Consider the following 13,113-nt stretch of genomic DNA (forward strand, 5'->3'; position numbering starts at 1 on the left):
TTCCTCAGGATTTTGCCCGGTCAATCAGCCGGGAGAGTAACTGTTTTAATTCGTTTTGAAGCGGAGCAGCATAAGCCGCATCGTATTCCGGCCGGCCGGGTTCTGCCGGCTCACGCAGGTAGCAGCGCTGGGCGATTTCCAGTTGCAGTGCATGAATACCTTGTCCCGGATTGCCGTAGTGACGGGTGATCCAGCCGCCTTTGAAGCGACCATTGCTTACCGCAGAATGTACGCTGCTTTGCAGCGCAGAAAATGCAATGGTGGCATAGTCGCTGTGGCAACTTTTATCTGTGTTTGTACCCAGATTCAGGCCCGGTAATTCACCTTCAAATAAACGGGGGCACAGCGAGCGGATGGAATGGGCATCAAACAGGACGACCTGCCCGAGCTGACGCTTAAGCCGGTTCAGCTGGTGGGACAGTGCGTTGTGATAGGGCATAAACCACGTGGCTTTCCGGTATTCCGTTTCTTCTTCAGAAAGCGGTGCGGGATAAAACGGTACGCCGTCAAAACGTTCCTGCGGGCAAAGTTGTGTGGTGGTCTGGCCCGGATAAAGCGATACGCCGGACGGGTCCCGGTTTAAATCGATAACCGTGCGGGAAATATGGCTGCGCACCACGGTAATACCGAGTTCAGGCGCGAAGCTGTATAGTTTGTCTACCCACCAGTCTGTGTCAGCCAGTGCCGTTTCTTTATCGCATTGCAGCTGTTGTGCTATTTCATCCGGTATGGTCAGCCCGGTATGAGGGATACTCAGCACAAGGGGCGCATTGCCCTCGCTGATCTCCAGCCAGTTACTACTCATGCTGACGCTCCGCCGGACTGCGCAGGGTTAAAAATCTCTGCGACCGGTCCTGTAAGGCCCGAACCTGATATAAGCGCAAAGGCGGCTGCCATGTCTTTTGCCATGTAGCGATCATCCTGCAACATGGGGACTTCACTGCGCAGGGTTTGTCTGACGGTTTCCAGATGAGGACTGGTTTTCATGTCACCGTGCAAATCGATGCCCTGTACCGCGATCAACAATTCTATGGCCAGAATATGCTGCAGATTGGTGTTCATACCAGCCAGTCTGCGTGCACCGTGCGCGGCCATTGAAACATGATCTTCCTGATTCGCGCTGGTGGGAATGGAGTCCACACTGGCCGGGAATGCCTGTTGTTTGTTTTCAGATACCAGGGCCGCGGCCGTAACCTGCGGGATCATAAAGCCGGAATTCAGGCCCGGACGGGGCGTCAAAAATGCCGGCAAACCTGACAGCGCCGGGTCAACCAGCATGGCAATACGCCGCTCGCTCAGTGAACCGGTTTCGCACACGGCCATGGCAATCATATCGGCTGCAAAGGCAACCGGTTCGGCGTGAAAATTTCCCCCTGACAGGGCTTCATCCGTATCACTGAAAATGAGGGGGTTATCTGACACACCATTGGCTTCAGTAAGCAGGGTGGTGGCGGCCTGATTCAGTAAGTCAAAAGCGGCACCCATGACCTGGGGCTGACAGCGAAGACAGTAAGGGTCCTGCACTTTCTCGCATTGCAGATGAGAGTCACGGATTGTACTGCCTTCCAGAAGCTCACGCAGCACTGCAGCTACGGTGATTTGGCCCTGGTGACCACGCAAGGCGTGAATGCGTGGATCCATCGGGGCGGTTGAACCTTTGGCCGCATCGGTAGACATGGCACCGGTAATTAGTGCGGTGGCGAAGCCATGTTGTGCGGCGAACAGTCCTGCAAGGGCCTGAGCCGTAGAGTATTGGGTACCATTGAGGAGCGCCAGACCTTCCTTCGGTCCGAGGCTGAGCGGAGTGAGTGAAGCTTTAGCCATGGCGTCAGCGGCAGGCATTTGTTTGCCGTTGACCAGCACATCGCCCAGTCCGATGAGCGCCATAGTCATATGCGATAAAGGCGCAAGATCGCCGGATGCCCCGACTGAGCCTTTTTCCGGTACAACCGGAGTGATCCCTTTATTAAGGAAAGCTTCCAGCAGTTTAACCGTTTCCAGCTTCACACCGGATGCGCCGTGTCCCAGGCTGGCCAGTTTAAGCGCCATCATCAAACGGATAACGTTAACCGGAGCCGGCTCACCCACGCCGGCAGCATGAGAAATGACGATGTTGTGCTGCAGTTGTGCCAGCTGATCATCAGGAATACGGACATTTGCCAGTTTTCCGAAGCCGGTATTAATACCGTATACCGGTTTGTTGCGGGCGATAATGCGCTGTACTGCCTGTTCTGAAGCAATCACCCGGGGTAAAGCATCTTCGTGCAGAACAGCCGGTGCGCCTTCGTAAATCGTACGCCAGTCTTTAAGTGATACCTGACCAGGTTGCATTATTATTGTTGTCATTTTTCCAGTCCTCTGAAGATTCGGCGACGTAAGGGATTAAGTCCGATTTGATAGATAAGGTGTGCCGGTGACGGTGCGTCCCAGCAGGCAAGGTCGCAGTACTTTCCGGCTTCCAGACTGCCGGTCTGAGATTGCTGACCCAACGCAGCGGCGGCATGAAGTGTCATACCACTGAAGGCTTCAGCAACGGTAAGTCCGAAAAGGGTACAGGCCATGTTCATGATAAGTAGTGGTGACGTTACCGGCGATGTACCGGGATTGGCATCTGTAGCAACAGCCATCGGAACATTGTGTTGTCTGAGTAATTCAACCGGTGGCTTCTGCGTTTCTCTCAAACAGTAAAAGGCGCCCGGCAGCAGCACTGCTACGGTGCCGGAAGCGGCCATGGCTTCCACGTCTTTCGCGGTGGCAAATTCAATGTGATCGGCAGACAGCGCCTGATAGTTTGCTGCCAGCGACACGCTGCCATTATCTGACAGTTGTCCGGCATGAAGCTTTACCTTGAGTCCGGCTTGTCTGGCAGTGTCGAAAATCCGGCTGGTTTGATGTGGCGTAAAGGCAATGTGCTCACAAAATGCGTCCACTGCATCAATGTTGCCATCTGCCAGTGCAGCCGGGAACAGCTGTTCACATACATACGACACATAGTCGTCAGCGCGGCCTTTAAATTCCGGCGGTACCACATGCGCGGCCAGCAGTGTGGGGGAGACTGACACTGCCCGGTGCTGCGCCAGTGACCGTGCAACCCGTAACTGCTTAAGTTCAGACTCAATATCCTGTCCGTAACCGGATTTTATCTCTACCGTCGTCACACCCTGTGCAAGCAGACTGTCGAGCCGGGGCAGGGTTTCATCCAGCAGGGTTTGTTCTGATGCGGCGCGGGTTGAGGTGAGCGTAGACATAATGCCGCCACCTTGTGCGGCGATGTCAGCATAACTGGTCCCTTCCAGCCTGGCTTCAAATTCATTGGCACGGCTGCCTGCATACACCAGATGGGTATGACAGTCGATGAGGCCGGGTGTTACCAGCAGGCCCTGTAAGTCAATAACCTGGTCAGACTGATACTGCACAGTGACGGAGGCAGCAGGACCGGCGGCCAGAATTTTGCCATCAGCCATCGCGACGGCACCGTCTTCTGTTATCGCCAGAGGGGCGGCGGGATCGGCCATGGTTACCAGCCTTGCATTCACCCAAATCTTTTCAGCTTGTTGCTTCATGCGCTTGTCTCTGTGGACGCTATTTCAATTTAATATAGCCAACAATTTTTAATATGTATAGTCATATAAATCCAAATATTTATCCATTTCATCGCAATATCTATGTTGCGTCTTGTATTTATTGCCAGCCCCCGATATAACAGAACAATAAAAATAAAATTGCCTGTCACCATTAGTATAAGTATAGACATAAGAGGTAAGCATGAATTCAGTGTTGATTGCGGTGTGCATAATGCTGGCGCTAAGTCTGGCGCGGGTGCACGTAGTTATAGCGCTTATTATCGCGACGTTTGCAGGTGGCCTGCTCAGTGGTCTGGGTACCTTAGGCACGCTGAATAACTTCAACAGCGGACTGGGTGCAGGCGCAACGGTGGCACTGTCGTATGCCTTTCTGGGGGCCTTTGCGGTGGCAATTTCCCGCTCGGGTATTCCTGATCTGCTGGCCGGGCAGGTACTGAAAAAACTTGATAAGAAGCAGGGTGAAAATCCCGCGCTGGCACGGACTGTCCGTTATGGCGTAATGGCTGCTTTGTTAGTGATGGCGGTATGCTCGCAAAACCTCATTCCTATTCATATTGCCTTTATTCCTTTGCTGGTACCGCCTCTGCTGCTGGTCACGCAAAAGCTGAAGCTGGACCGCCGGGCCATTGCCTGCGTGCTGACGTTTGGTTTGATCACCCCGTACATGTTTCTGCCGGTGGGGTTCGGTTCCATTTATCTGAATGACATTCTGCTGGTAAATCTGCAGGAAAGCGGTGCTGATGTGTCCGGTGTATCTGTCATCCGGGCCATGGCATTGCCTGCCCTTGGCATGCTGGCCGGTTTACTGGTTGCTGTGTTTATCAGCTACCGCAAACCGCGGGAATACAGTGATAAAAAGCTGAAACGGGCTGAGCATACAGAGGTGAAATACAGCGGCCGTTCACTGGCGGTGTCAGGTGTTGCCGTGATTACTGCATTTGTGGTGCAACTGATGTTTGACTCTATGGTGCTTGGTGCACTGGTGGGCTTTGTGATCTTCAGTATCAGCGGGGTTATCCGCTGGAAGCAGGCCGATGATGTTTTTGTTGAAGGCATGAAGATGATGGCCAACGTGGGCTTTATCATGATCACAGCGTCCGGGTTCGCGGCAGTGATGCGTGCAACCGGAGATATTCAGTCTCTGGTTGATACCAGTGCGGCGTTGATTGACAACAGCAAGGCGTTAGGCGCGCTGATGATGTTAGTGGTGGGTCTGGTGATCACCCTTGGCGTGGGCTCTTCTTTTTCCACTGTCCCGATTATCGCCGCGATTTTTGTGCCGCTGGCCTTGCAACTGGGTTTTAGTCCGCTGGCCATTGTCACGCTGGTGGGCACGGCAGGTGCACTGGGCGATGCGGGCTCTCCGGCTTCAGATTCCACTTTGGGACCCACTGCCGGACTCAATGCAGATGGTCAGCACAACCATATCTGGGACACGGTTGTACCTACCTTCTTACACTACAATTTACCCTTGCTGGCAGGCGGTTGGGTTGCTGCCATGTTGCTATAGCAGGAAGCCGCAGCCTTTTTAAAGCGTGGCTGCGGTTAACCGAAAGCGGGTGAGAAACGGGCGAGAAGATTATAGGCATCGCCCGGAAATAACTGTCTTACGTAAGTGATCCCTTCGCCGCCACGCCATGTCTGACGCTCCAGTAACAGGCATGCTGTACCTTCTTCAATACCCAGCGCTTCAGCCTGTTCTGCATTGGCTGAAATGGCAGAGATACGGTGCTGGGCTTTACTCCAGGCTACATGTTCAAGCAGCCAGTGACCCGGCGACACATCCTCAAACGTGATGCCTTCAGCCTCAGGGACGGCATTCAGGTTGATGAGACGCATTTCCAGTGCAAAGGGCCGGTTACTTGCCAGATGAAGACAGCGTAATTCCAGTAACGGATTGTCAGCACCCAGTTCCAGTTCTTCCGCTTTCCGTTTCTGCGCGGTGCGTTTGCGCCGTGATAACAGAGAGAAGCCGTATGGCTGCCCCCGGTTAGCGATTTCAGTTTGTATATCAGGAATATCCACAATGACAGACTGAATTTTCGGACGCGCCACAAAAGAGCCGGCGCGACGGCGGCGGTGAATCAATCCTTCATCTACCAGAGAGGTAATGGCTTTGTTTACCGTCATACGGGAACACCCGTAGTTCTCAACAAGCTCATGCTCAAAAGGGATTTTGTAACCCGGAGGCCAGGTGCCCGAGAGGATCTGCTGACGAATGTCGTTGCAGATTGTCTGGTGCAGCGTATCTTTGACCCCTTTTTCCTGCGGTTCTGGCGGCATTACTGAAATACTCTGTTAATAGTCTTAATGAAGGCGCGTTGCGCGTGTTCTCTGCCGGCATGGCGGCCTTCTTTTACTGTAAGCCGGCCATTTACCCACACACAGTCAATCAGGTCTTTATTGTGACAGAAAACCAGTTGCTCGATAATATTATCGTGAGACCTTAGCATATCGGGTAACCCGCTGATTTTCAAAGAAACCATATCGGCACAGGCGCCGGGCTGTAATCCGGGAGCAACGCCCAGTGCCTGAGCGCCGCCGGCAACGCTTTGTTGCCACAAAGACTGACCACAGCGTTCACCTGCATGACGCTGGCTTACATTCCGGTTTTGCAGTTGCAGGCGCTGACCATATTCAAGCAGGCGTAACTCTTCCGGTGCATCAATTTTTACGTTGGAGTCTGAACCCACACCAATGCGGCCGCCGGCTTCCAGGAACGGGTTAAGCGGAAACAGACCATCGCCCAAATTGGCTTCGGTAACAGGGCACAACCCAGCGACAGCTTGTGAACGTGCAATACCGGAAATTTCGGCGTCATCCAGGTGAGTAGCATGCACCAGACACCAGCGCGCATTCACGGGCTGATTGTCCAGCAGCCACTGAACGGGACGGGCGCCGTAATGGGCCAGACAACTGTTCACCTCTTTCATTTGCTCTGCAATGTGAATGTGAACCGGTCCGTTTCCCAGCGACGTTAAAAACTGCAGCTCTTCTCCGGTCACTGCCCGTAAACTGTGAGGGGCTACGCCGGTTACGGCACCGTCTGTAGTCAGCAGCCGGCGTTCAATATGCTCATAGAGTTTACCGAAGTCGTCGGTGCTGTGAATGAACCGTTGCTGTGCAGCTTCCGGTGCCTGACCGCCGAAACCACTGTGCGCATAGAAAACCGGAAGCATTGTGAGGTTGATGCCGGTATCGGTGGCAGCATCGATGATGGCATCACTCATGGCGGCGGGCTGGCCGTACGGTTTACCATCAGGCGCATGGTGAAGGTAATGAAATTCGCCAACACGGGTAAACCCGCTCTCCAGCATTTCAATGTATGCAAGGGTGGCAATTGCAGTAAGGTCGTCCGGTGTGAGTTTTTCCAGAAAGCGGTACATTACCTGCCGCCAGGTCCAGAACGAATCTGCGCCCGGTCCTTTCACTTCTGCAAGCCCTGCCATCCCTCTTTGAAAGGCGTGACTGTGCAGGTTTGGCATGCCGGGAAGCAGCGCATCAATCACAAGATCTGAAGGTTCAGGTCTTGCCGGTGTGATATGACTTATTTTCCCGCCGGCAATACTGATGCGCTGATCCTGATGCCAGCCGTCAGTGAGCAATACATGACGGGCAAAAAGGGTATAGTCAGAAAGCGATGCAGTATGTGATGTCATGGTAGCTACCATTCGGAAGATGATAGATTTATTGTATAGACATAATTTGGGAAAGGAAACAAAAATACCGGCTCAGTCGTCGACAGAGCCGGTTGCATAGTTATGCGTTGTGGCGTTACTTGTACAGGTTGTTGAAGATAAACTTGTACGTGCCGTGTGACTGGGCGCGCCATTGAGGCTGGAAGCCCAGCAGGTACACCTCGCCGTTACCGTAATTCACTTCCATAGCAGCCGCTTTGCCATTTATCGCTTCAGGGTGCAGCAACACACCGCTCAGCAATACATCACCTTCTTCAGGGTAGGAAGACAATATGGTGCCGTCAAAGCCGGGTAACGTATCAAAGGCAGGACCGTGTGAGAACATCACCACCGGGGCATCCGGCAGGCCCTGTGTGGCGGCACTGTCAGCTTCTTTGTTCAGTTCGGTTTGTACCAGTGCACCGGCACAGTAGAAAACGTCACTGCCCACACCGGCGAGGACATTTTTTACCGGCAGTCCCAGTAAGCTGATAGCGGCATCAGACGCCTGGTTGAAGGCAATGAGTTTACCGCCACGGGCAACAAAATCCCGTAATGCCTGTGCACCTTCTGAACCAATGCCTCCGGCATATTTTGCCGGTACAGGATCTTCTGTGGCACCACCGGTACGGTTATACCAGCTGTCGCTCTTGGGTGCACTGAAGCCTTCGGTGATCCAGCTTAAATCGATGTCCGGCAGTACCAGTACATCAATTTTCGACAGTAAATCTCCGGCTTTCATATCGTCGTTGTACAGGGTGACCGGGTTATAACCGTACTGCTCGAATATCCAGCGGGTCCAGCCTTCGTCCATAGACGGTTTCCACGGACGGTAGAGTCCAACTCTCGCTGTTTCTACTGCCTGCGCATTTTCAGGTGCGCGGGAAGTGCCTTGCAGAGTAACATCGTGGGCTGTGGCCAGCGCTTCAGCGCTGTCTTTGTCTATCCCTGAAATAAAGAATGCGGGTTGCTCGTCATGCATTCCGCGGCTTACCGAAGCACCTTTTGCAAGGGCTGCATTAATCAGGGCGAAGCTGGCATTCTGATTCTGAGGAGCAACAAAAACATTACCGCGGCCTTCAATACCGGAGGGCAGATCTACGGTTGTAACAGCTTTCAGTTTCTTCTTGTCGCGGTCAGACAGTTTGGATGTCAGCGCTACTGTATCCACACCCATTTGCAGGGGTAAAGTCCAGCCTGTGGCATCGTAGGGCAGATTTTCCGGAAGGCCGTCTTTATCAACAAAGGTAGCGGGATACGTTTGACGTTCAAACAACTCCTGTACCAGTCCGGCGAACGGCTGATCCATGGGGATAACCCAGCTGCCTGCAGCGACTTTGGTGTCGCCAAATGTAGCGGATTTGCTTACCTGATACACTTCAATCTGCTGGCGCAGCATGACTTCAACCAGTTCACCGGCCTCTGATAAATCGTGTTGCTGAGCCGGAATTATCCAGGCAAAAGGCCCTTCTTCTTTAAAACGGGCGACGGTATCGCGACCTGACTGATAGCGGTCATACAAGATTTGCTCGCGGTAGCGTGATGCAGTATCCAGCGTAGAAAGTGAGGCCACTTCCATATAGTGTACGGCATCATCCAGCGTCCATTTGCCGCCTTTCCACGGAGACGGATACATCACCTGAGGCTTCAGATCTTTGCGGTTATCCGGAAAGTCTTTGGCATCGTATTCCCAGGGCGTGGCGTAAAGGTGAAGAGCCGTTTCCGTGAAATAGGAAATAGTGTGGCGGAAGGCGTGGGTGTAATCCAGAAAGCCCGGGAACCAGTTATCAAACCGGGCCTGCGCGATAGCTCCCGGTAACTGCTGGTGCTCGAACTCGCCAATCATGTGCATGCCAATCAGGCTGGTCCAGTGTCGTACCAGCGGGTCGATATTTTCTGAAATAGGATCTGAAAACGGCGGTACCCAAATCCGGGCAGGGAAGGGCGCTTTCTGGTGCTGGGAATAGAAAATCGCCGGCGCATTCTCCTGAACCTGAGCGGTGACAGAGCGGCTTTCTGTCATATTCAGCATATAGCCGTCGCGGTTGTTGTCGTGGCCGACGTACTCCTGATACAACCACGGCATGGGGCTGGTTTCGTGCTCTGTTCCGGTGTTCTGGCGATACCAGTCAACCACCATGTCCTGTCCGTCCGGGTTCAGTGTTGGCCATAAAACCAGAATCACATCGTCAAGGATGCGGCTGATTTTCGGGTCGCCCGGGGTCACCATGGTATGAGCCAGTTTGATAGGGAGCTGATGGTCAGCCACTTCAGAGGCGTGCATGCCGCCATCAATATGAACGATAATTTTTGACGTGGCAGCCAGTTTCCGGGCTTCCTCATCCGTCAGATCTCTGGAGTCAGCCAGCCTGCGGGAAATGGCTTTATACTCTTCCCACTTCGCCAGGTTTTCCGGTGTGGAGATGATGGCGTATTCGAAGGTTTTACCTTGCGTGGTTTTACCCGCCGTGAACATCTGCATTTTATCCGTGCTGTCTGCCAGCGCATGAAAATACTTCAGTGAATCTTCGTAATTCGCCAGATAAAAATCATCACCCGGCGCGTGCCCCAGCACATCAACCGGAGCCGGTATGGCATCGTTTTGTGCCAGTACCGGCGCAGAGGTGCCAAGCAGGCCACTGATCATCAAACCCAGAGCCAGCTTTCTAAAGGACTTAACGGACTTTGCTGTGAAAAACGCCCCGTTGGAAATAGTCATATTTGTTCCTTTTTTAATGTTGTTATCCGGCAACCGCACTGTAGTGCCATTGCCTGAGTGTCCGTCAGAAGAAGTCTTTACGTATGGTTATACCAACTGTTCCGGGTTGAGCGCTACTGGCAAACACATTGGGATATGATGAACTGCCGCTGATATACATGTGTGGCTTTCATTATCGCATCCTTATGCAGGTGGTATTTTAATAGGTCTATACATTTAAGGATTGCGGGTGCAATAACTCTGCCTTTAATACTTTTGTATAGTGTGAGTATCCTATTTATCGCGTTGAATTTCGTAATTATGAGGATGGCTTTACTAATATTTCAGTTAAAGTGCAGCGGGGTTTTCAGTTTCTATAGATATATACAAGATATTTTCCGGTGAATAAATATGCTATTTAGCTGAATGTTGAGCGTGGAGAGTGCAACTTGCACTAATGTTGGGCGGAGGGGCTTACGGCGGGAAAACACTGAGGCGCGGTACTAACCACACGCCTCAACAATCATGACATCCACGCCATGCTGCCTGATACGTTGCACGGCTTCAGGATTGGCCTGGCTGTCTGTGATCACAATGTCTACTTCCTCCAGGCCACAGAACAGCAGGTTGCCCTTCACACCGATTTTGGTGCTGTCAGCCAGTACCACCAGCTTGTCAGCCCGTTTGCGAAGTTTCTGTTCTGCGAGAATTAGCAGCGGGTCGGTTTCCATGATGCCAAATTCGCTGACCCCGGGTGACCCCATGAACATCATGCTGCCCCGGTATTTTTGCGTCGTATCGTTTTCAAACGAGCTGAGAATAATGCTCTGGTGGCGGTAAACCTGTCCGCCGGGCAGGGCAACCTGATTCTGGCTGCTTTCCAGCAGTTCGTGGGCAAGAATGAATGAGTTAGTCAGGATGTTCAGTTTTCTGTCCGCCAGGAACTCGGCCATCATAAAGGTCGATGTACCGCCGTTTATAATGATGGCCTCACCGTCCTGAACGAGCTGGGTGGCTGCTTTGGCAATCATCCGCTTAGTGTTCGCATTACGGCTTCTGTCCTGTGCAAAAATGCTGGCAGAGAGCCCGGGTTTGCTGTCCCGTACCGCATTCTCTTTTACCTGCGCACCGCCACGAATTTTGCGAATTTTGTCCAGTGCCGCCAGCTTGACTAAATCCCGGCGGATGGTGGCTTCTGACGATTTTAACTGTGAGCAGAGATCTTTCACGCTGAGAAATTCGGTTTCATCCAGAGCGCTGATGATCAGTTGATGCCGTTGTTTTTCAAGCATGTGCGGTCTTCTTATTTTTCCGTCAATAACAAGGGGCAACGAACCCCGGTTTATCCTGCCGTTTCCGGACGGGCAGTGGTTTCTGTGTCGTGGAGCCGGTTTAAAGCCTCTGTGAAAGCGGATTCCGGCACAATGGCTCCCGGAAACCGGATAATGGTGGACGCCACGTCAGCCCCCTGCTGCGCGGCCTGACGGACGCTTTTTCCGTCGAGACGTGCTGCCAGATAGCCGCCGGTAAATCCGTCACCCGCCGAGGTGGTATCGACAACATGGGCTACCGGTGTCACGGGAATGGTCACCATGGTTTCATTAAACAGCACGCGTATCTTGTCGGTTCCGTTCTTCGCAACAACTTCTTTCACGCCCCAGTCAGCTACAATATCCATCACATCAAAACAGTCTTTGTGACCGAAAAGCAGTTTGTGTTCATCCATGCCGGGAAAGGCGATATCAGCAATATGGTAAGCCCGTCGGGTCCATACTGCGGCTTCATCAACAGATGCCCACAGTTGCGGCCGGTAGTTAGGATCAAACGCTACTCTGATACCGTTTTCTCTTGCCTGATGCAGCCAGTCGAACAATAAAGCCCGTTGGGTTTCATCCAGCACTGCCAGTGTAATTCCGCTCAGGTAAATTAAATCTGCCTGCGGTAGAGGCGATGGTTCTGACCCGGCAAGGGTTTGCTGCCACAGCGTTACCCATTCCCTTGCTGCCGCGTCATTGCGCCAGTACTGAAAGCTTCTTTCTCCACTGGCGTCGGTATGAATGGCATAGAGTCCCGGCCCCTTTTCGGGGTGTGTGAGTATGAAGCCGGTGTTGATGCCTTCCTCACCCATGGCCTGTTTCATTGCTACACTAAACGGATCCTGCCCCACAGCGGTGAGCATGCTCACCTCGCAGTCGGGCAGGCAGCGCTTGAGATATACCGCCGTGTTGTAAACATCGCCGGCAAAACTCTGCCTGAACAATCCGGGTTCCGCGCGGGATAATTCCACCATCACTTCGCCGGCAAGCAGGCAGCGTGGCATGGTTGTATTAAAAAGCGAATCTGCTGTCACAGGCACCGACCTAATTGCTTACCCGTTCAAGCTGATAGGCATCTTTATAGATGCCTCTGGCTGCTTCTTTAACCATTTCAGCCACTTTAGGCACGGCTGTTTTGGGAAATACAGCGGCCGGTGCGGTGATACCCACCGATGCCACTACGGTGCCCAGACTATTGCGCACAGGAACAGCAACACAACGTACGTCCTTGTTATATTCTCTTTCGTCAACGGCATAGCCTAATGCCCGGACCCGGTTAAGCTCTTTGCGCAAATCGGCGATGTTAGTGATGGTAAACGGCGTATGCTGTTCCATAGGATGTTCGGCCAGCAACAGTTCCAGATTGTCGTAATACAAAAACGCCAGAAATACCTTTCCTGTTGAAGAACAGTGCATTTGGGCTTCTACGCCCGGGCGTTTGGATACCATTAACGGATTCGGGCTGTCGAACACTTCGACGATCAGCGCTTTACCGTGATTCGGTACAGCCAGATGCGCAGTATGACCGGAGCGCAGGGCCAGGCGCTGAATATGGGGAATGGCCATTTGCTGCATGCGATCTGAGTGAATGATTTGCAGACCCAACTGCATCAGATTGGCACCACAGAAGTAAATTTTGCCGCGCTTTTCCAGCATCTCTTCAGCAACCAGCGTACGCAGTAAACGGAAAACCGTGGTTCTTGGCAGATCCAGTGCAGCTTCCAGTTCCTGCATGGTCATGCCGCGATCTCTGCTGGCCAGCAAGCGGAAAACTTCGCAGGCATGCACCACACTGGGTATCAAATATCGTTCTGTCATAACTGTGTCCTTTTTTGCTA

Annotated in this window: 10 protein-coding genes; 1 reads left to right on the forward strand and 9 read right to left on the reverse strand. The window is 52.7% G+C overall.

Annotation, left to right across the window (positions count from 1 at the left end; all coding sequences use genetic code 11):
* Positions 1–4 precede the first annotated feature (4 nt).
* From hutG to hutI, 3 genes are read right to left on the reverse strand one after another with little or no spacing between them, the layout of a single operon-like run.
* Positions 5–805 (reverse strand): N-formylglutamate deformylase, encoded by an 801-nt coding sequence (gene hutG / locus ACXAH4_RS02610; RefSeq protein ID WP_474880587.1) that lies wholly within the window; start codon positions 803–805, stop codon positions 5–7.
* Entirely contained in the window at positions 802–2,346 is a 1,545-nt protein-coding gene (gene hutH, locus ACXAH4_RS02615; RefSeq protein ID WP_474880589.1) for a histidine ammonia-lyase, read from the reverse strand. The genes hutG and hutH overlap by 4 nt, the downstream gene beginning before the upstream one ends.
* Entirely contained in the window at positions 2,343–3,563 is a 1,221-nt protein-coding gene (gene hutI, locus ACXAH4_RS02620; RefSeq protein WP_474880590.1) for an imidazolonepropionase, read from the reverse strand. Before hutI ends, hutH begins: the two co-directional genes overlap by 4 nt.
* A gap of 202 nt (positions 3,564–3,765) precedes the next feature.
* Here hutI and ACXAH4_RS02625 point away from each other — a divergent pair, with 202 nt between their 5' ends.
* The gene (locus tag ACXAH4_RS02625) at positions 3,766–5,094 is read left to right on the forward strand and encodes a Na+/H+ antiporter family protein (protein WP_474880592.1); all 1,329 of its coding nucleotides are present in this window, start codon (positions 3,766–3,768) and stop codon (positions 5,092–5,094) included.
* 35 nt (positions 5,095–5,129) lie between these two features.
* Here ACXAH4_RS02625 and hutC read toward each other — a convergent pair whose 3' ends face one another.
* From hutC to ACXAH4_RS02655, 6 genes are all read right to left on the reverse strand, one after another.
* Complete coding sequence (gene hutC / locus ACXAH4_RS02630) at positions 5,130–5,867, reverse strand: histidine utilization repressor (protein ID WP_474841522.1); 738 nt, start codon at positions 5,865–5,867, stop codon at positions 5,130–5,132.
* Positions 5,867–7,243, reverse strand: a complete 1,377-nt coding sequence (locus ACXAH4_RS02635) for a formimidoylglutamate deiminase (protein ID WP_474880594.1) — start codon at positions 7,241–7,243, stop codon at positions 5,867–5,869. Before ACXAH4_RS02635 ends, hutC begins: the two co-directional genes overlap by 1 nt.
* A gap of 115 nt (positions 7,244–7,358) precedes the next feature.
* Complete coding sequence (locus ACXAH4_RS02640; RefSeq protein ID WP_474880595.1) at positions 7,359–9,980, reverse strand: M14 family metallopeptidase; 2,622 nt, start codon at positions 9,978–9,980, stop codon at positions 7,359–7,361.
* A gap of 482 nt (positions 9,981–10,462) precedes the next feature.
* Positions 10,463–11,251, reverse strand: a complete 789-nt coding sequence (locus tag ACXAH4_RS02645; protein WP_119502768.1) for a DeoR/GlpR family DNA-binding transcription regulator — start codon at positions 11,249–11,251, stop codon at positions 10,463–10,465.
* 50 nt (positions 11,252–11,301) lie between these two features.
* Complete coding sequence (locus ACXAH4_RS02650; protein ID WP_474880597.1) at positions 11,302–12,309, reverse strand: sugar kinase; 1,008 nt, start codon at positions 12,307–12,309, stop codon at positions 11,302–11,304.
* A gap of 10 nt (positions 12,310–12,319) precedes the next feature.
* Positions 12,320–13,093, reverse strand: coding sequence for an IclR family transcriptional regulator (locus tag ACXAH4_RS02655; protein WP_474880599.1), 774 nt, complete (start codon positions 13,091–13,093; stop codon positions 12,320–12,322).
* Positions 13,094–13,113 lie beyond the last annotated feature (20 nt).

The organism is Alteromonas sp. ABV2_168, assembly GCF_056161165.1.